Annotated in this window: 20 protein-coding genes; 14 read left to right on the top strand and 6 right to left on the bottom strand. The window is 71.8% G+C overall.

Going from position 1 to position 18,778, the window contains the following annotated elements; all coding sequences use genetic code 11:
- Positions 1-60: 60 nt before the first annotated feature.
- The gene (locus tag ACFTXQ_RS22140) at positions 61-594 is read right to left on the bottom strand and encodes a DUF5134 domain-containing protein (RefSeq protein ID WP_382643276.1); all 534 of its coding nucleotides are present in this window, start codon (positions 592-594) and stop codon (positions 61-63) included.
- Positions 595-740: 146 nt separating this feature from the next.
- Between ACFTXQ_RS22140 and ACFTXQ_RS22145 the strand changes: the two genes are divergently transcribed.
- The gene (locus ACFTXQ_RS22145) at positions 741-1,283 is read left to right on the top strand and encodes a GNAT family N-acetyltransferase (protein ID WP_382643278.1); all 543 of its coding nucleotides are present in this window, start codon (positions 741-743) and stop codon (positions 1,281-1,283) included.
- A gap of 27 nt (positions 1,284-1,310) precedes the next feature.
- Here ACFTXQ_RS22145 and ACFTXQ_RS22150 read toward each other — a convergent pair whose 3' ends face one another.
- Both ACFTXQ_RS22150 and ACFTXQ_RS22155 read right to left on the bottom strand, forming a co-directional pair.
- Positions 1,311-1,994 carry a glycerophosphodiester phosphodiesterase gene (locus ACFTXQ_RS22150; RefSeq protein WP_382643280.1) on the bottom strand — a complete coding sequence of 228 codons (684 nt, stop codon included), beginning with the start codon at positions 1,992-1,994 and terminating at the stop codon, positions 1,311-1,313.
- Positions 1,995-2,185: 191 nt separating this feature from the next.
- Positions 2,186-2,821: a PadR family transcriptional regulator gene (locus tag ACFTXQ_RS22155; RefSeq protein ID WP_382643282.1), complete on the bottom strand. Its 636-nt coding sequence runs from the start codon at positions 2,819-2,821 to the stop codon at positions 2,186-2,188.
- A 49-nt stretch (positions 2,822-2,870) separates the two neighbouring features.
- On the opposite strand from ACFTXQ_RS22155, the gene ACFTXQ_RS22160 reads away from it, so the two are divergent.
- From ACFTXQ_RS22160 to ACFTXQ_RS22180, 5 genes are all read left to right on the top strand, one after another.
- Positions 2,871-3,992, top strand: a complete 1,122-nt coding sequence (locus ACFTXQ_RS22160) for an LLM class flavin-dependent oxidoreductase (protein WP_382643284.1) — start codon at positions 2,871-2,873, stop codon at positions 3,990-3,992.
- 224 nt (positions 3,993-4,216) lie between these two features.
- Positions 4,217-5,623, top strand: coding sequence for a DUF6421 family protein (locus tag ACFTXQ_RS22165; protein ID WP_382643286.1), 1,407 nt, complete (start codon positions 4,217-4,219; stop codon positions 5,621-5,623).
- 26 nt (positions 5,624-5,649) lie between these two features.
- On the top strand, positions 5,650-6,411 hold the full coding sequence (locus ACFTXQ_RS22170) for an SDR family NAD(P)-dependent oxidoreductase (protein WP_382643288.1): 762 nt from the start codon (positions 5,650-5,652) through the stop codon (positions 6,409-6,411).
- Positions 6,390-7,484, top strand: coding sequence for a threonine aldolase family protein (locus tag ACFTXQ_RS22175; protein ID WP_382643290.1), 1,095 nt, complete (start codon positions 6,390-6,392; stop codon positions 7,482-7,484). Before ACFTXQ_RS22170 ends, ACFTXQ_RS22175 begins: the two co-directional genes overlap by 22 nt.
- A 97-nt stretch (positions 7,485-7,581) precedes the next feature.
- Entirely contained in the window at positions 7,582-8,181 is a 600-nt protein-coding gene (locus ACFTXQ_RS22180; RefSeq protein ID WP_382643292.1) for a transglutaminase family protein, read from the top strand.
- On the opposite strand, the gene ACFTXQ_RS22185 is transcribed toward ACFTXQ_RS22180, so the two are convergent.
- Entirely contained in the window at positions 8,126-9,358 is a 1,233-nt protein-coding gene (locus tag ACFTXQ_RS22185; protein WP_382643402.1) for an MFS transporter, read from the bottom strand. The two genes, ACFTXQ_RS22180 and ACFTXQ_RS22185, sit on opposite strands and share 56 nt — an antisense overlap.
- A 219-nt stretch (positions 9,359-9,577) precedes the next feature.
- Between ACFTXQ_RS22185 and ACFTXQ_RS22190 the strand changes: the two genes are divergently transcribed.
- On the top strand, positions 9,578-10,786 hold the full coding sequence (locus ACFTXQ_RS22190; RefSeq protein ID WP_382643294.1) for an alginate lyase family protein: 1,209 nt from the start codon (positions 9,578-9,580) through the stop codon (positions 10,784-10,786).
- Between the two features lie 63 nt (positions 10,787-10,849).
- Here ACFTXQ_RS22190 and ACFTXQ_RS22195 read toward each other — a convergent pair whose 3' ends face one another.
- Positions 10,850-11,572, bottom strand: coding sequence for a lysophospholipid acyltransferase family protein (locus ACFTXQ_RS22195; RefSeq protein WP_382643296.1), 723 nt, complete (start codon positions 11,570-11,572; stop codon positions 10,850-10,852).
- 214 nt (positions 11,573-11,786) lie between these two features.
- On the opposite strand from ACFTXQ_RS22195, the gene ACFTXQ_RS22200 reads away from it, so the two are divergent.
- The 6 genes from ACFTXQ_RS22200 to ACFTXQ_RS22225 all read left to right on the top strand — a co-directional run bounded on the left by ACFTXQ_RS22200 (position 11,787) and on the right by ACFTXQ_RS22225 (position 16,442).
- The gene (locus ACFTXQ_RS22200) at positions 11,787-12,137 is read left to right on the top strand and encodes a TlpA family protein disulfide reductase (RefSeq protein WP_382643298.1); all 351 of its coding nucleotides are present in this window, start codon (positions 11,787-11,789) and stop codon (positions 12,135-12,137) included.
- Between the two features lie 146 nt (positions 12,138-12,283).
- Positions 12,284-12,364, top strand: coding sequence for a putative leader peptide (locus ACFTXQ_RS22205; protein ID WP_356870695.1), 81 nt, complete (start codon positions 12,284-12,286; stop codon positions 12,362-12,364).
- Between the two features lie 82 nt (positions 12,365-12,446).
- Positions 12,447-12,956 (top strand): flavin reductase family protein, encoded by a 510-nt coding sequence (locus ACFTXQ_RS22210; protein WP_382643404.1) that lies wholly within the window; start codon positions 12,447-12,449, stop codon positions 12,954-12,956.
- 201 nt (positions 12,957-13,157) lie between these two features.
- Positions 13,158-13,946, top strand: coding sequence for an electron transfer flavoprotein subunit beta/FixA family protein (locus tag ACFTXQ_RS22215; protein ID WP_382643300.1), 789 nt, complete (start codon positions 13,158-13,160; stop codon positions 13,944-13,946).
- 59 nt (positions 13,947-14,005) lie between these two features.
- Positions 14,006-14,968, top strand: a complete 963-nt coding sequence (locus tag ACFTXQ_RS22220; protein ID WP_382643302.1) for an electron transfer flavoprotein subunit alpha/FixB family protein — start codon at positions 14,006-14,008, stop codon at positions 14,966-14,968.
- 175 nt (positions 14,969-15,143) lie between these two features.
- Positions 15,144-16,442 carry a DUF6986 family protein gene (locus ACFTXQ_RS22225; RefSeq protein ID WP_382643304.1) on the top strand — a complete coding sequence of 433 codons (1,299 nt, stop codon included), beginning with the start codon at positions 15,144-15,146 and terminating at the stop codon, positions 16,440-16,442.
- A 94-nt stretch (positions 16,443-16,536) separates the two neighbouring features.
- Here ACFTXQ_RS22225 and ACFTXQ_RS22230 read toward each other — a convergent pair whose 3' ends face one another.
- A complete protein-coding gene (locus ACFTXQ_RS22230; protein ID WP_382643406.1) occupies positions 16,537-17,538 on the bottom strand; it encodes a LacI family DNA-binding transcriptional regulator in 1,002 nt (333 codons plus the stop codon).
- Between the two features lie 188 nt (positions 17,539-17,726).
- Between ACFTXQ_RS22230 and ACFTXQ_RS22235 the strand changes: the two genes are divergently transcribed.
- Complete coding sequence (locus ACFTXQ_RS22235) at positions 17,727-18,767, top strand: NUDIX domain-containing protein (RefSeq protein ID WP_382643306.1); 1,041 nt, start codon at positions 17,727-17,729, stop codon at positions 18,765-18,767.
- The last annotated feature ends 11 nt before the right edge of the window (positions 18,768-18,778 follow it).

Raw genomic sequence — 18,778 nt, forward strand, 5'->3', positions numbered from 1 at the left:
CGGGCTACCTGCGGGTACGGCCTCGCGGGATTGGTGACGCAGGACACGTCGCCGACGCCCTCACATGGTGAGCAGCATCGCCAACATCCCGATTCCCATGGCCAGTCGGCACGCTCGGGACAGCTCGCCGGATCCGCGCGGTGCGCCGGGGCCGTCCGGCTGCTGCCGGGTGGCGGCTCCGCCCGCCGTGACCAGCCGGGCCCCGCCGAGGACCACGTACCCGGCGTAATAGAGGAGCAGCAGGCCGGTCAGCAGCGGCAGGCCGGCCTCGTGCCCGTGCCCGGAGGCCGCCATCAGGGACATGTAGACCATCGTCAGCGAGCCCACCAGGTGGTGCGCGTGGTGCGCCCCGCCCCGCAGCAGCCACAGGGCGTGCAGGGCCGCGCCGCAGAAGACCGCCGCGAGCGCGGGCGCCTGCCACTCGCCGGCGCCCCGGAGGGGCACCGCCATCAGCGCCATGCCGAAGCCCATCACGGCCTCCCCGACGGCCCCGCCGCCCGCTCTGCGCACCTGCCGCAGACAGTACGCGCCGCTCACCGCACAGAGCAGGACCAGCAGCCAGGAGGAGACGGCGGAGGAAACTGAGGGGGACATGGCGGAACCGTGCACGGCGGAACCTCCCGGTTCGTCGGCGTCACGGGAAGAGATGCCCTTCTCACGCGGCGCTCACGCGGCCCCGGGTTAGGCTCTCCTTGCCCTACCCGGCACGTCATGTGCCAGCGCATGGAACGGAGCCCCCGATGTCGTCGACCGCCAACCCCGCCGCCCTGAGTTTCCGCAGCGCCGTCGAGGCGGATGTGACCGCGCTGGTGGCGCTCGTCGAGTCGGCGTACCGCGGGGACGCGAGCCGCGGCGGCTGGACCACGGAGGCGGACTACCTCGAAGGGCAGCGGACCGACGCGCAGGGGGTCCGGGAGGTCATCAACACCCCCGACAGCGTCCTGCTGGTCGTCGAGCGCGCGGGCGAGCTCGTCGCCTGCTGCCAGCTCGAACACCGCGGGGACCACGTCTACTTCGGGATGTTCGCGGTCCGCCCCGGTCTCCAGGGAGGCGGCCTCGGCAAGGAGATCCTGGCCGAGGCCGAGCGCCGCGCCCAGGAGACCTGGGGCGCCAAGGAGATGCGGATGACGGTGGTGAACGTGCGGGAGGAGCTCATCGCCTACTACGTGCGCCGCGGCTACCGGCGCACCGGCGAGCTGAGCCCCTTCCCCTACGGCGACGAGCGCTTCGGCGTGCCGCTCCGCGACGACCTGGCCTTCGAGCTGCTGGTCAAGCCGCTGTAGGCGGAGCCGCCACGGTGCGCGGCGCCGTCACGCCGTGAAGCGGCCCGTGCTGCGGATCTCCGGGAAGTCGGTGGTCACACCGTCCAGCCCGAGCGCCCGCGCGAGCCGCAGCTGGTCCAGGGTGTTGACCGTCCAGCCGGTCACCCGCAGGCCGGCCGCGTGGGCCGCCTCCACCGTCCCCAGGGCGATGCGCCGGATGTCCAGGGCGATCGTTCCCGCACCCGCGGCCAGCGCCCGGTCCACGATGTCGTCCCCGTGCGGGCTCGCGTAGAGGGCGGTCCGGACGCCCGGCACCAGCCGGGCCGTCTCGACGAGCACCGCGTCGTCGAAGGAGGCCACCTCCACCCGGGCGGTCAGGTCGCGCCGCAGGACCAGCTCCGCGAGCGCCCCGGCCGCGGCCAGGTCCCGGACCGACACCTGGAGCGGGACCCGGACCGCGTCCAGGGCCTCCTCGAAGAGCGGTACCTGCTCGCCCTGGCCGGCGTCGAGGGCGCGCAGCTCGGCGAGGGTCAGGTCGGTGACCGGCCCCGATCCGTCGGTGGTGCGGTCCACTTCGGGGTCGTGCAGGGCGACGAGTGCGCCGTCCTTGCTCAGTTGGAGATCCAGCGCGATGACGTCCATGCCGGAACGTTCCGCGCGGACGAACGACCGGAGGGTGTTCTCCGGTTCGACACCCATGACCCCGCGGTGACCGATGGTGAGGAAAGTCAAGGTTCTCTCGCTTCCGTCGACGGCGGCTCCCCGCGCGGTCGCGGTGTCCCGACCGGCCGCGCGCGATGAGGACGCATGCTAGTGCGCCGAAGGTGCGATGGGACCGCCCGTGCAACGCCCCGCGAGGGCGCACCGGCCGCTTCCCGCCGGGCTTGTCCGCCCTCTTGACCGCGCTCGTGGGCGGAGTCGCGTCACCCGGGCGTGGGCGCGTCCCCGCCGGCTTGACGCCCCGGGGTCCCGCCCTCGGGTAGGGCCGCCAGATCGGCCAAGAGGGCTTCCGCCAGCTCCAGTTCGGCCAGGTGCTGCCGCTCGCTCCAGCGCAGCGCAAGCGTGGGGAAGGCCCATTCCGGTACCTCGGCCGCATGCGCCATCGCCTCCCGTACGGCGGCCAGCTCCTCCCGGGTGCGCTCCAGGTGCTCGCCGACCATGGCGCGCAGCCGCTCGGGCTCGGCCAGGTGCCCGAGCCAGACCCGCAGGAGCAGCCCGTGCTTGAGCACCGGCGGCCCGGCCTCGGAGGTGTCGGCTGCCCAGCCGGCCAGTGCCTCGCGTCCCGCGCCGGTGATGGCGTAGCGGCGCTTGGCCCGCGCCTCCTCGGGGCCCGAGCGCGCGGAGGAGGCGTATCCCAGATCCTCCAGCCGGCGCAGCTCCGCGTAGATCTGGCTGATGGCGGGTGACCAGTAGAAGAAGCGCAGCGAGGAGTCCGCCCACTTCTTCAGTTCGTACCCGGTGCGCTCTCCGGGGAAGGAGAGCAGCCCGAGGACGGCCCACGCGGTCGGCGGCAGCTCTTGCTTCTTCTCTTGCTTCTTCGCCTTCTGACTACTAGTCATATTTCGAATTGAAGTGAGACCGGGCACGGGACGCACACCTGGAGGCACAGTGAAGTTCTCCGTCATCTTCGAAGCTCAGCTTGCCGACCCGACCGTGGAACGGGAGCACCAGGTCATCCGCGACTGCGTCGAGCAGGCCGTGCTCGCCGAGCGTATGGGTTTCGACCGGATCTGGGCGGTGGAGCACCACTCGCTGAAGTGGTACGCACACATGTCGGCTCCCGAGATCTTCCTGACCTGGGTCGCGGCCAGGACGAACACCATACGCATCGGCCACGGCGTCGTGTGCATGCCCTTCAACTTCAACCATCCGGTCCGCGTCGCCGAGCGGGCCGCCATGCTCGACCTGCTCTCGGGCGGGCGCCTCGACCTCGGGGCCGGGCGCGGCGGCACCGAGCAGGAGACCTCGCTGTGCGGGGTGGACAGGGAGCGCACCACGGCGGAGGTCGAGGAGGCCCTGCGGATCATCGGCAGGGCCTGGCAGGAGGAGGAGCTGGAGTACCACGGCGAGCTGATCGACATCGATCCGCACCCGATCCTGCCGCGGCCGGAGCAGACCCCGCACCCGCCGCTGTTCCTGGCGTGCAGCCGGGGCGAGACCCTGGTGCAGGCCGCCGAGCTGGGCATCGGGGCCCTGGTGATGGGCTTCGCGGGCCCGGAGTCGATCGCGGGGATGCGGTCCGTCTACGACGCCGCCATCGCCGGGCGGGACGGCAGCCGGTTCGTGTCCTCCGTGGTCAACGACCACTTCTCGGTGCTCTGCCCGACCATCGTCCTCGACGACCCGCAGGAGGCGCGCCGCATCGGCATCCGCGGCCAGCGGTTCTTCGCCCAGTCCATCGGCCACTGGTACGGCGGGGCCGGCATCCCCGACGAGGCCGTGGTCGCGGGCGCCGACGAGGCGGCGGAGATGCGGAAGGCCGCCGAGCAGGTGGTGGCCCGGCTGCACGAGCTGGACATCCCGGTCCGGCCGACCTCGACGGCCACCTTCAACGCCGACCACGCCTACGGGAGCGCCGACGACGCCATCGCGTACGTGGAGCGGCTCAGGGCGGCGGGGGCCGACGAGATCATGTGCCTGATCCAGATGGGCACGGTGGAGCAGGAGGCCTGCCTGGAGACTCTGCGGCAGTGGGGCGAAAAGGTCATCCCGCACTTCCGGGGCCTGTGACGCTCGCCGCTTCCCCGGGCGTGCGGGACGGGCCGGGGCGCTCCCGCAGGGCCGGGCAGCCCTAGGCACGCCTGGGCGGAGCCACTCATTCCACCCTGACGAACGGGAAGACTTCCGGTGAAGCAGGGGGTGTCGCAGGATAATTTCCCGAGTTCCCTCTTGAGCGGGAGAGCCTCGCACGTTTACGCTGCCCTGACGTGAGGTTCTCCTGTGGAGGAAGTGACATGACGGAAACTCTTGTGCCGGCCGCCGGCGGTCCCGTGACAGCCGCTGAGACGCGGGTGGTCGACCACCCGGCGTGGCCCGAGCTCAAGGCCGCCGTGGAGGAGATCCGCCCCTGGCAGTCCGCGGACGGCTCCATCGACTTCGAAGCCGAGGGCGAGCACGCCCGCGCCACCGTCATGGCCGCCGTCGAGCGCGTGATCGGCGCCGTCGAGGCGCTCTCCCCGCTGCTCCCGCACGCCACCCAGTACCACCGGGCTCTCGTCGCCGACCTGCGCAAGTGGGCCGAGGATGGATTCCGGGTGCCCGACTTCCTCGACTCCCTGCTGGCCTTCCAGCCGGCCGCCGAGCGCGCCGACGGGATCCAGCACCTGGTCGTCTTCCCGATGTACACGCAGAACGGCAACCCGGACCGCAACCTGGAGGCCGTCGTCCTCAAGATGGTGTGGCCCGAGTGGCTCGCCGAGCTGGAGCGCACCCGGTACGACAACCCGCTCTTCCTCGGCATCACCTTCGAGGACTTCACCCCGGGCTACGACACCAACTCGGCCGTGCTCTTCCCGGAGACCATCGCCGTGCGCGAGGCCCCCGAGCGCTTCACCTGGGGCGGCATCTTCTGCGACCGCGAGGCCGCGCGCTACCGCAAGGTCACCGAGGCCGCCGTGGACATCCTGGGCATCGAGCTGCCCGAGGACATCGCCCGCATGGTCGAGGACCAGGAGCGCTGTGAGAAGGCCTTCGTCCTGTGGGACATGGTCCACGACCGCACCCACAGCCACGGCGACCTGCCGTTCGACCCCTTCATGATCAAGCAGCGCCAGCCGTTCTGGATGTACGGCCTGGAGGAGCTGCGCTGCGACCTCACCGCCTTCAAGGAGGCCGTGAAGCTGGAGTCCGAGGGCAACGAGCACGGCCGCGACGTCCAGTACGCCGTCCTCTTCGACCGGATGTTCCGCTTCCCCGTCTCGGGCGACCGCACCCGCAACTACGACGGCCTCGGCGGCCAGCTGCTCTTCGCCTACCTCCACAAGCACGACGTCGTGCGCTGGACGGACAACAAGCTGAAGATCGACTGGATGCGCGCCCCGCAGGTCACCAACCAGCTGTGCGCCGAGATCGAGGACCTCTACCGGGCCGGCATCGACCGCCCGAAGCTCGTCCACTGGTTCAAGGCCTACGAGCTGGTCTCCACCTACCTCGCCCCCCACCCGGGCTCCAAGTGGGCCAAGGGCCCCGACGCCCTCGACCTGACGCAGCCGCCGCGGAAGCTCGTGGACGACGTGCTTCCCGACGAGTTTCCGCTGAGCATGTTCTATGAGGCGCTCGCCAAGAAGCTCAAGGGAGTGATCGCCTCGACCAAGGGCATCACCGCCCTGAACGCCGAGCGCGCCGAGCGAGTCGCCGCGTGAGCACCCGCCCTCAGGAGGCTGCACAGATGAACGGCTCCGGGAACGGCAACGGAAAGCTGCACGGAGCGGTGGTGGCGGTGGCCGGGGCCGGCGGGCCCGCCGGCCGCGCCGCCCTGCTCCGCCTCGCCGAGGCGGGTGCCGTGGTCGTCGCGTCCGACGCCGACCCGGCGCGGCTCGCGGAAGCGGTCGACGCGGCGCGCTACGCCCACGGCGGCGCCACCGTCACCGGCGACACCGTGGACCTGCTCGACCTCGACGCGACCAAGGCCTGGGCCGAGCGCACCGAGAAGGAGTTCGGCCGGATCGACGGCCTCGTCCACCTCGTCGGCGGCTGGCGCGGCAGCACCACCTTCACCGACACCGACCTCGCGGACTGGGACTTCCTGGAGAAGCTGCTCATCCGCACGGTCCAGCACACCTCGCTGGCCTTCCACGACGGACTGCTGCGCAGCGACCGCGGACGCTACGTGCTGGTCAGCCAGTCCGGCGCGCACAAGCCGGTCGCCAACAACGCCGCCTACAACGCGGGCAAGGCGGCCGCCGAGGCCTGGACCCTGGCCCTCGCGGACTCCTTCCGCAAGGCCGGGGGCGATGAGGGCCCGGGAGCCGCGGCTGCGATCCTGGTGATCAAGGCACTGGTGCACGACGCGATGCGCGCCGAGCGTCCCAATGCGAAGTTCGCGGGCTTCACCGATGTCAAGGAGCTGGCCGAGGCCATCGCCGGCGTCTGGGAGCGGCCCGCCATCGATGTGAACGGACAGCGTCTGTGGCTCACTCCGCAACCGTGAGAACCGATGCCGGGAAGACCGACGCCCGGCGCCACCACGACCCGGCGGTGCGCGGTTTCGCAAGCGACAACTACGCGGGGGTGCACCCCGAGCTCCTGGCCGCCGTCGCGCTGGCCAACGGCGGCCACCAGGTCTCGTACGGCGAGGACGAGTACACCGAACACCTGCAGAAGGTCATCCGCAGCCACTTCGGGCCGTACGCGGAAGCCTTCCCGGTGTTCAACGGCACGGGCGCGAACGTCGTCGCCCTCCAGGCCATGACCGACCGGTGGGGCGCCGTGATCTGCGCCAAGAGCGCCCACATCAACGTGGACGAGGGCGGCGCGCCGGAGCGGATGGCGGGCATCAAGCTGCTCGCCGTGCCCACCCCGGACGGCAAGCTCACCCCCGAGCTGATCGACCAGGAGGCCTGGGGCTTCGAGGACGAGCACCGGGCGATGCCGCAGGTCGTCTCGATCACCCAGAACACCGAACTCGGCACGGTCTACACCCCGGACGAGATCAAGGCCATCTGCGACCACGCGCACGGCCTCGGCATGAAGGTGCACCTCGACGGCGCCCGGATAGCCAACGCCGCGGCCTCGCTCGACATGCCGATGCGCAGCTTCACGAACACGGTGGGCGTGGACGTGCTGTCGTACGGCGGCACCAAGAACGGCATGATGTTCGGCGAGGCCGTGGTCGTGCTCAACCCGGACGCCGTCCGGCAGATGAAGCACATCCGCAAGATGTCGATGCAGCTCGCGTCCAAGATGCGGTTCGTGTCGGTGCAGCTGGAAGCGCTGCTCGCCAAGGACCTGTGGCTGCGCAACGCCCGGCACGCCAACGCGATGGCGCAGCGGCTCGCCGCCGGCGTGCGGGAGACCGACGGGGTGGAGATCCTCTACCCGGTGCAGGCGAACGCGGTGTTCGCGCGGCTGCCGCACGAGGTGTCGCGACGGCTGCAGAAGCGTTACCGCTTCTACTTCTGGGACGAGGCCGCGGGCGACGTCCGCTGGATGTGCGGCTTCGACACCCAGGAGGAGGACGTGGACGGCTTCCTCCAGGCGCTGAAGGAAGAGATGTCCCGCTAGCCGATCGCGCGGCCAGCCGATCACGAGTGGTGAATATTTATGCCCCCGGCCGTAAATCTATTGATCTACGGCCGGGGGTTTGCCTATGCTCCGGGCCATGCAGCTGATCCAACAGAACCCAGACATCCATGCCTATTTGGCCTCGGATGAGACGATCGACCACTGGCATCCCCTCGTACAGGACACCGCGGACGCCCTCTGGTCCGCCACCGGCGATGCATACTCATACGCCAAAGTCGCCTTCGAGTTCGTCCGCGACACCATCCCGCACTCCGCCGATTCCGGGGACATGCGGGTCTCGTGGCGGGCCTCCGACGTGCTGAGCACGCGCAACGGCATCTGCTACGCCAAGTCCCACGCCCTCGTCGCCCTGCTGCGGGCCCAGGGCATCCCGGCCGGCCTGTGCTACCAGCTCCTCGGCGAGGACGACGGCAGCGGCCTCGTGATCCACGGGCTCGTCGCCCTCCGGCTGCCCGGCAGCGAGGAGTGGGCGCGGATCGACCCGCGCGGCAACAAGCCCGGAGTGGACGCCCGGTTCAGCCTCGACGTGGAGCAACTGGCCTTCCCGGTGCGTCCGGAGCTCGGCGAGATCGACTATCCCGAGCTGTACGCCGCCCCGCACCCGGCGACGCTGAAGGTGCTCAAGGAGTCCGCTGACCGGCCCGAGCTGTGGCGGAACCTTCCGGTCGCCCTGTAGCGGCGGGCGGCAGCGGTACGGGCTCCCGCGGCGCCGTCAGGACGTGCAGCAGGGCCGCCGCGAGCTGCATGCCGGCGATCCCGGTCAGCAGCGTCCACGCGGGCGCGTCGGCCGCGAACCCCACCAGGGCCGCCCCGGTCGACGCCGCCGTCACCTTGAGCCCCGCGCCCAGGGTGAACACCTGCGTCCGCACCCCGTCCGGTGCGTGCTCCGCGCGGATCCGCAGCGTGGAGGTGAGCAGCGGGCCGTCGCACACCCCCGCCACCGCGAACAGCGCCGCCGTGACGGCGACCGACGGCGTGAACGCCGCCACGGCCAGGGCCACGCCCGTCCCGGCCAGCGCCCAGCGCACCAGCAGGCCCGGGGCCACCGACGTCATCCGGCCCAGCGTCAGCGAGCCGCCCAGCGCACCCACCGCGAAGGCCGTCATCAGCACGCCCCCGGTGCCCGGGCTGCCCATCTCGGCGGCCAGCAGCACCGCCGTGGTGGTCAGCGAGCCGATGCCGACGAAGGCCAGGGTCGTGGCGGAGGTGACCGCCCGCAGCTCCCGGACCCGCCACAGGGCGGCGAGCCCCGCGCCCAGCCCGGCCCGGGGCGCACCGGCGGCCCGGCCCGCGCGGGGGTCCTCGTACGGGAGCGTGGCCGCCAGGGCCGAGGCCAGCGCGGCCGACGCCGCGAGGAGGGCCATCGCCGGACCGCCGGACCACACGGCCGTGGCGAGGCTGACCGCCGCCGGTGCGGTGACGCCCGCGGCGTTGTAGGTCGAGGCGTCCCAGCCGTACGCCCGGTCCCGCCCGGCTCCCGCCGGGACCAGGGAGGTGACCAGACTGGACAGCCCGCCGGTGACCATCGGCCCGCAACTGCCCCCGAGCACCGCCACCGCGAGCACCAGCGGCGTCGGAGCGCGGCCCAGCAGCACGGCGAGCACGGTGACCGCGGTCGCGAAGCCGGCCAGGGCCCCGGCGTGGAACAGCCGCGGCCGGCGGGTTCGGGCCGCGGCGGCGCCCGCCAGGGGTGCCGCCAGGACGTGCGGGGCGAGCCAGGCGGTCAGCACGAAGGCCCCGTAGGCCGCGCTCCCGGTGCGTTCCAGGGCGAGCAGCACCACGGCCATCGCCATGCCCTCCGAGGCGAAGCGCGCGGCCAGTGCCGCCGCCAGGTACCGGCCCAGCCCGCCCATCCCAGCCCCCCGAAGTGTCGTCACGCCCGCACTCGCGGACGTTACGTCATATGGGTGTACAGGGAAAGGATCCGGTTCCGCTGGAGTCCCCTTGGATGCAGGAGAGTTGATAGGAAACTTTCTTGTCGGACATCGTTGTCAACTTGGCATGGACATGAGTATCTTCGGGCCACCGGAACCCCTCCCGCCGGAAATCCCCCCACCCACCGGAAGGCCCCCATGCGTTTCGGAATCCCCGCCGCACTGGCCGCGCTGGCCCTCGGCCTGGCGGCGACCCTGCTGCCCGCCCCCACCCTCGCCGCGCCCGTGCCCGCATCCGCCGCGGTGCCCGCCGCCCCCGCGCAGTTCGCCCACCCCGGAGTCCTGAGCAGCCGCGCCCAACTGGACTTCGTGCGCACCCAGGTACAGGCCGGCCGGCAGCCGTGGAAGGCGGCGTACGACCAGATGCTGGGGAGCAGGTACGGCTCGCTGTCGCGCACGCCCAAGCCGCGCGCGGTCGTCGAGTGCGGCTCGTACTCGAACCCGGACATCGGCTGTAGCGACGAGCGCGAGGACGCCATCGCCGCCTACAGCCAGGCGCTCGCCTGGTACGTCACCCGGGACGCCACGTACGCCAGGAAGTCCATCGAGCTGATGGACGCCTGGTCCGCGAAGATCAAGGACCACACCAACAGCAACGCGCCGCTGCAGAGCGGCTGGGCGGGCTCCACCTGGCCCCGCGCCGCCGAGATCATCAAGCACACGTACACCGGCGGCTGGCCGAACCAGGGACGCTTCGCGACCATGCTCCGCGACGTCTACCTGCCCGAGGTCATCGGCGGGAAGCCGAACAGCAACGGCAACTGGGAACTGATCATGATGGACGCGGCGATCGGCATCTCGGTCCACCTCGACGACCGCGCGAGCTACGACAAGGCGATGACCATCTACCTCGGCCGCGTCCCCGCCTATTTCTACCTGGCCTCCGACGGCCCGCAGCCGCTCTACCCGCCGCGGTCGAGCATCGACACGAAGAGCGAGCTGATCGCCTACTGGCACGGCCAGAGCACCTTCGTGAACGGCCTCGCCCAGGAGACCTGCCGGGACTTCGGCCACACCGGGATGGGCATCGCGGCGGCCATGCACGTCGCCGAGACCTCACGGATCCAGGGCCGTGACCTGTACCCGCAGTTCAAGGACCGCTTCCGGCACGCGCTGGGCTTCCACGCCGGCTACGAACTCGGCGAGCCGGTGCCGTCCTGGCTGTGCGGCGGGAGCCTGACCAAGGGCATCGGCCCGGCGACCGAGGTCGGCTACAACGCCCTGCACACCCGGCTCGGCGTCACCATGGAGAACACCCGCAGGCTCACCGAGGGCCGGCGGCCGGCGGGCACCGAGAACCACTTCGAGGCCTGGGAGACCCTGACCCACGCCGAGAACCCCCACTGACGCCCCGTCCGGAGAGGCAACGGCCCCGCACCGCGGGGCCGTTGTTCCGTGCCCGGGTACCGGTCAGCCGGCTTCCTTCACCTGGGCCGCCGTCGGGGCGGTGCCGCCCAGGTGGGCCGGCAGCCACCAGGAGTCGGCGGCGTCCTTGGGCTTGTCCGGGTAGGCGCGCTGCGCCGCGTCCAGCAGCTCCTGCACGCGCTCGCGCAGGCGGCGCGTGATGGCACCCGCGTACTGGTCCGTCGGCGCCTCCAGCGGCTCGCCCACCCGCATCGTCACCGGGATGTGGCTGCGCTTGAGGTTCTTCGGCCGCCCCTTGGTCCACAGCCGCTGCGTGCCCCACAGCGCCACCGGAATCAGCGGAACTCCGGCCTCCTGGGCCATGCGCGCCGCACCCGACTTGAAGCTCTTGAGCGTGAAGGACTGGGAGATCGTGGCCTCCGGGAAGACGCCGATGATCTCGCCCGCCCGCAGCGAGTCCAGGGCGTGCTGGTAGGCTGTCTCACCCTGCTTGCGGTCCACCGGGATGTGCTTCATGGCGCGCATCAGCGGGCCCGACACCCGGTGCCGGAACACCGACTCCTTCGCCATGAAGCGCACCAGGCGCTTCTGCGGCCGCGCGGTCAGGCCCGCGAAGATGAAGTCGAGGTACCCGATGTGGTTCGACACCAGGACCGCCCCGCCCTTGCGCGGGATGTTCTCGGTGCCCTTCATGTCGATACGGATGTCCAGCGCGCGGAAGAGGCCGTGCGCGGCGCCGATCACGGGAGGGTAGACGAGCTCAGCCATGGTGGGGAGACCCCGCTTTCTGCCTGGGGAGGTGCTCCCGGCCGGAAGTTACGGAAGCGTAGGTACGCGACCATGGGGATCGTGCCCCATACGCGGGCTGCTGGCCAGCCCAGACGGTCGCGCTCGGCGAGATTCTCATCACGCCGGGAATGCGGACGGCCCGCCGGGCGCTGCCCCCAGCGTATGTGTCCGCGGGGATGATGTACCCGCAAGGATGGCGACGAGGGGAGCGCGCGTGCTCGGGCAGGACGACGGACGGGCCGTGCTGGGCGCCGCGGAGCTGGGCGAGGAGCCGGGGGAGCGGGCCAGCCTGGTGCAGTTCTCCAGCGCGTTCTGCCAGCCCTGCCGGGCCACCCGGCGGATCCTCGCCGACGTCGCGGCGATGGTGGAGGGGGTCGCGCACATCGAGATCGACGCCGAGGACCGGCTCGACCTGATGCGTGCCCTGGAGATCGAGAAGACCCCGACCGTGCTCGTCCTGGACGCGGCGGGCCGGGTCGTCCGGCGGGCCGCCGGGATGCCGCGCAAGGCGGATGTGATCGCCGCCCTGGGGGCCGCCGTATGACGACGCCGCACGACGGCCCTGCGACAGCCGTTCGAAGGGGTCATGGGGCGGGAGCGCCGGTGCACGCGCCCGCACGCAGCGTGACGCGCCTGACATCTGACGGATCCCGCTTGACTGTGTACACGGGAAATCGCGAGGCTGGCGGCATGCGGTATGAACTCCTGCTCTACGGACGGGTCCACGTGGACCTCGTCCGCTACGCGAGCGCGCGCTGTTGGGATCACTGAGCGCCCCCGACCCCTGATCCCCGACCGTGCCCGCGCACCGCGCGGCAGAAGGAAGACCCCGATGACCGCTCCTGCGGCCCCGATGGCTCCGTCCCCCCGATTCGGCGCCGGACTCCCCGGCTCGCCCGACCTCCTGCGCTCCGTGTTCCGGCAGCATGCCGCCGGGGTGGCGGTGATCACCGCCGAGACCGGCGGCCGGCCGGCGGGCTTCACGGCCACCTCGCTCAACTCCGTCTCCGCGGACCCGCCGCTGCTCTCGTTCACCATCGGCACCGGGGCCTCCAGCTGGCCCGCGGTGCGCGACAGCGACCACCTCGGCGTCCACATACTCGGCGAGCACCAGCGGGAGCTCGCGGGCCTGTTCGCCCGCAGCGGCGCCGACCGCTTCGGCCCCGACACCGACTGGAGCGCGGGACCGCACGGGGTCCCGGTCCTGGACGGGGTGCTGGCGTGGCTGGTGTGCCGGGTGGTGGCCCGGGTGCCCGCCGGCGAGCACCGTGTGATCATCGCGGAGGCGGTTGCGGGGGATCCGGCCGGGGAAGGCCGTCCCCTGCTCTACCACCAGGGTCGCTTCAACGCGTTGCGCGACTGAATCGTCCCTGCTGGGGGCATGTCGGGCGGCGTTGGACAGATCACAGTTCATCGGCCTTGCACCTTTGCGGGACCCACGGTGTACTGACGAGTAACATTCCCTTCGGAGCGCGGGCCGCCCCGACCGGGATCCGCCCGACAAGGCGCCTATGCTGCCTGCACAAGGCGGTACCAGAAAAGACGATGCGGTAGGAGAGCCGGCGTGAGCCTGAGGATCGTTGTCTGTGTGAAGTACGTGCCCGACGCCACCGGCGACCGGCAGTTCACCGAGGACTTGACCGTCAACCGTGACGACGTCGACGGCCTGCTGTCGGAGCTCGACGAGTACGCCGTCGAGCAGGCGCTGAAGATCTCCGAGGAGTCGGACGACGACGTGGAGATCACCGTCCTGACGGTGGGCCCCGAGGACGCCAAGGACGCGCTGCGCAAGGCGCTGTCGATGGGCGCCGACAAGGCCATCCACGTCGAGGACGACGACCTGCACGGCACCGACGTCATGGGCACCTCGCTGGTGCTCGCCAAGGCGATCGAGAAGGCCGGCTACGACCTGGTCGTCACGGGCATGGCCTCGACGGACGGCACCATGGGCGTGCTCCCGGCGATCCTGGCCGAGCGCCTGGGCGTCCCGCAGGTCACCCTGCTCTCCGAGGTCAAGGTCGAGGACGGCACCGTCACCGGCCGCCGCGACGGCGACACCGCGAGCGAGACGCTGGAGGCCTCCCTCCCCGCGCTCGTCTCCGTGACGGACCAGTCGGGCGAGGCCCGTTACCCCTCCTTCAAGGGCATCATGGCCGCCAAGAAGAAGCCGGTGGAGTCCTGGGACCTGGAGGAGCTGGAGATCGAGGCCGACGAGGTCGGTCTGGAAGGCTCCTGGACCAAGGTCGACTCCGCGGCGCAGCGCCCGGCGCGCACCGCCGGCACGATCGTCAAGGACGAGGGCGAGGGCGGCAAGCAGCTGGCCGAGTTCCTGGCCGGCCAGAAGTTCATCTAAGAACTTCAGCCTCCTTTAACTAGCCCCCAGACACTTCGCAATCGCAGGAGAGCAGTCCCATGGCTGAAGTTCTCGTCTACGTCGACCACGTGGACGGCGCCGTCCGCAAGCCCACCCTCGAGCTGCTGACGCTGGCCCGCCGCATCGGCGAGCCCGTCGCCGTCGCCCTGGGCGCCGGTGCGGCCGACACCGCCGCCGTGCTCGCCGAGCACGGCGCCGTCAAGGTCCTCACCGCCGACGCCCCCGAGTTCACCGAGTACCTCGTCGTACCGAAGGTGGACGCGCTCCAGGCCGCGTACGACGCCGTCTCCCCGGCCGCCGTGCTCGTCCCGTCCTCCGCCGAGGGCAAGGAGATCGCCGCCCGCCTGGCCGTCCGCATCGGCTCCGGCATCATCACCGACGCCGTCGACCTGGAGGCGGGTGACGAGGGCCCGGTCGCGACGCAGTCCGCCTTCGCCGCGTCGTTCACCACCAAGTCCCGTGTCTCCAAGGGCACCCCGGTCATCACCGTGAAGCCGAACTCGGCTCCGGTCGAGGCCGCTCCGGCCGCCGGCGCCGTCGAGGCGCTCGCCGTCACCTTCGGCGCCCTGGCCACCGGCACCAAGGTCACCGGCCGCACCCCGCGCGAGTCGACCGGCCGCCCCGAGCTGACCGAGGCCGCGATCGTGGTCTCCGGCGGCCGCGGCGTCAACGGCGCCGAGAACTTCCACATCATCGAGGACCTCGCGGACTCCCTCGGTGCGGCCGTCGGTGCCTCGCGCGCCGCCGTCGACGCCGGCTGGTACCCGCACTCCAACCAGGTCGGCCAGACCGGCAAGTCGGTCTCCCCGCAGCTGTACATCGCCTCCGGCATCTCGGGCGCGATCCAGCACCGGGCCGGCATGCAGACCTCGAAGACCATCGTGGCCATCAACAAGGACTCCGAGGCCCCGATCTTCGACCTGGTCGACTACGGCGTGGTCGGCGACCTCTTCACGGTCGTCCCGCAGCTGACCGAGGAGATCAAGGCGCGCAAGGGCTGACCTGCGCTTCTCTTCATAGCCTGACGTTCTCGGGGCCGTGTGGTGTTTCTCACCGCACGGCCCCGAGTCGTTTGTCCAGGAGACGGGAGGGACCATTGACTGAGCGGAACCCCGTGACTAAATTTCTGCAATGCGGATCTAAGCTTCCGTGAAGCGGAAAAGAGGAGAGTGCACGATGGGTCAGCAGGAGAAGGTGGCGACGAGCCTCGCAGGCGCGGTCAGCGAGGGCATCAGTGCCTCCCTCGCGCCGGTGGACGCGGAGCTCGCGCGCCACTACCCGGGCGACCCCGGCACCCGCCAGCCCATCCACACGGTCTACGTGCCCGGTGACGTCTTCGCCGCGGACACCATCCGCTCCTGGGGCGACCAGGCCCTCGCCGCCATGGACGAGCACGCCCCGGACGCCGCCACCTTCGCCAAGGTACTCGGCATCTCCGACGAGCTGGCCGTACCGGTCTACGACCGCGTCCGCGCCAAGCTCGCCTCCGAGCCGATCGAGGACCTCCGCGTCGACTTCGAGGACGGCTTCGGCGTCCGCTCCGACGAGGAGGAGGACCAGGCGGCCGCCCGCGCCGCCCGCCTGATCTCCGAGGCGTACTCCAACGGCACGAACGCCCCGTACATGGGCATCCGCATGAAGTGCATGGAGTCCAACGTCCGTGACCGCGGCATCCGCACCACCGACATCTTCCTCTCCGGCCTGCTCGCCCACGGCGGCCTCCCGGACAACCTGGTCCTGACCCTGCCCAAGGTGACGTACGCCGAGCAGGTCACCGCCTTCGTCAAGCTGCTGGAGGCCTTCGAGACCGCCCGCGGCCTGCGCCCGGGCCGGATCGGCTTCGAGATCCAGATCGAGACCAGCCAGTCCATCCTCGCCTCCGACGGCACCGCCACCGTCGCCCGCATGATCGAGGCCTCCAAGGGCCGCGCCACCGGTCTGCACTACGGCACCTTCGACTACAGCGCCTGCGTCGGCGTCTCCGCCGCCTACCAGTCCAGCGACCACCCGGCCGCCGACCACGCGAAGGCGATCATGCAGGTCGCCGCCGCCGGCACCGGCGTACGCGTCTCCGACGGCTCGACCAACGTCAAGCCGGTCGGCACCACCGAGCAGGTCCACGAGGCGTGGAAGCTGCACTACGGCCTCACCCGCCGGGCCCTGGCCCGCGCCTACTACCAGGGCTGGGACATGCACCCGGCGCACCTGCCGACCCGCTACGCGGCCGTCTTCACCTTCTACCGCGAGGGCCTGGAGGCCGCCGCCGCGCGCCTGAAGGCGTACGTCGCCAAGATCGAGGGCGACGTCATGGACGAGCCCGCCACCGCCAAGGCGCTGGCCGGCTACCTGGTCCGCGGCCTCGACTGCGGCGCCGTCGGCGCCGACGAGGTCACCGCCCTCACCGGCCTGACCCGCGCCGAGCTGGACGCCTTCGCGATCCCGCGCCGCTCGGCGACGCTGACGGCGACGGCGTAAGGGCCCGCCCCTCCCGCTGGTGCTCCCGCGGCCCGGTCCCGTTCTCCGGGGCCGGGCCGCGGCCCGTTTCCCGGGGCGAGACGGGCGACGGTCCTTATCCGCTGACCGGCGGGAGCTCGCCCGAGCCGCGGGCGATGAGCCGCGTCGGGAGCTCGATGCGGGACGGCGGGAGGTCGGCTCCCGCCAGGCGCTGGAAGAGGCGGTCCGTGGCCACCCGCCCCAGGGCCGCGGCGTCCTGGGCCACCACCGTGACACCGGGGCGCAGCAGGTCCGCCAGCTCGAAGTCGTCGAAGCCGACCAGCGCCACCGGCCGGTCCCGGTCCCGGTCCCGGTCCGCGAGGACCCGTACCAGCGTGACCGTCACCCGGTTGTTGCCGGCGAAGACGGCGGACACCGGCTCCGGGCCCGCGAGCATCGCGCGCGCCGCCGCCGCGACCCGCTCGGGGGCCGTGGAGCCGAGGGAGACCCAGGAACCGGCCACCGGCAGGCCCGCGTCCGCCATCGCCGCGCGGTAGCCGCGCAGGCGTTCCGTCGCCGTGTGGATGCGCGGGTGGTCGCCGATGAAGCCGATCCGGCGGTGGCCGCCCGCGATCAGGTGGGCCACGCCGCCCCGGGCGCCGCCGAAGCTGTCCGAGAGGACGACGTCCGCGTCGATCCCGCCGGCCGGGCGGTCCACGAACACCGTGGCCACGCCCGCCCGGATCTCCGGCTCCAGGTAGCGGTGGTCGTCACCGGCCGGGATCACGATCAGTCCGTCCACCCGGCGCGCGCACAGGGCGAGCGCCAACTCCCGCTCCCGTTCCGGGTCCTCGGCGCTGGAGCCGTTGATGAGCAGGGCGCCGTGCGCGCGGGCCACCTCCTCCACCGCCCGGTTCAGCGGGCCGTAGAAGGGGTCGGCGAGGTCCTCCAGGACCAGGCCGACGGTCGCGGTACGGCCCTTGCGTAGCACGCGCGCGCTGTCGTTGCGGCGGAAACCGAGGGCGTCGATGGCCTCCTGGACGCGCCGTTCGGTGTCCGGGGTGACGCCCGGCTCGCCGTTGACCACCCGCGACACCGTCTTCAGGCCCACGCCCGCCTGGGCCGCCACGTCCTTCATGGTCGGCCGGTTGCCGTAACGGGGGTCGGACGGGCGGCTGCTGTAGGGCACGGTGGGAAACCTCCGGAGGGATCGGGCAGCGCTCTGACCTTGAGGATAAGCAGTAGGCCCAAGTTGAGGTTTCCGTGGCAGGGTGGTGCGGGCAAGCCACTGGGGGCTCCGGACGAGCCATGGGGAGAGGGGTAGACGTGATTGTCTGGATCAACGGCACCTTCAGCGCCGGAAAGACCAGCACGGCCCGCGAACTGACCGGAATCCTGCCGGACAGCACCCTGTTCGACCCCGAGTTCATCGGTGACGCGCTGCGCGTGCTGCTGCCGCGCAAACGTCTGGCGGAGGTCTCCGACTACCAGGACCTGCCGAGCTGGCGGCGTCTGGTGGTGGACACGGCGGCGGCGATGCTCGCGGAACTGGGCGGGGTGCTCGTCGTGCCGATGACCCTGCTCCGGCAGGAGTACCGGGACGAGATCTTCGGAGGGCTGGCGGCCCGTCGGATCCCGGTGCGCCATGTGCTGCTGGCCCCGGCGGAAACGATCCTGCGCGAGCGGATCGCGACCCGCGAGGACCCGGAGGTGCCGGCGGAGGAGGCGGACCTCCGGGTCCGCCAGTGGGCGTACGACCACATCCCGGTGTACCGGCAGGCGCTCGGGTGGCTCACCGCGGACGCGCACGTGGTCGACAACGGAGCCCTGACCCCGCGCGAGACGGCGGAGCGGATCGCCGAAGCCGTCCGCACGGACACGGCCCCGGTCAACGAGATCGTGCAGACCCCGGAGCCCACGCGGGAGACGGTGGCCTCCGGGGTGCTGCTCTTCGACGAGCAGGACCGGGTGCTGCTCGTGGACCCGACGTACAAGGCGGGCTGGGAGTTCCCGGGCGGCGTCGTCGAAGCCGGGGAAGCGCCGGCCTGCGCCGGCGTACGGGAGGTCGAGGAGGAACTGGGCCTCGCCCTGGACCGGACGCCGGGGCTGCTGGTGGTCGACTGGGAGCCCCCGCAGCCCCCCGGCTTCGGCGGGCTGCGGCTGCTCTTCGACGGCGGCCGCCTCCCGGACGGCGCGGCGCAGCGCCTCCGGCTGCCCGGTCCGGAGCTGCGGGCCTGGCGCTTCGTCACGGAGACCGAGGCCGCGGGCCTGCTCCCGCGGCACCGTTACGAGCGTCTGCGCTGGGCCCTGCGCGCCCGCGAACGCGGTCACCCCCTCTACCTGGAGGCGGGCGTTCCGACCGGCTGACTGCCGCCGGG

The sequence above is a fragment of the Streptomyces sp. NPDC057010 genome (assembly GCF_042673805.1).
Classification (GTDB): domain Bacteria; phylum Actinomycetota; class Actinomycetes; order Streptomycetales; family Streptomycetaceae; genus Streptomyces.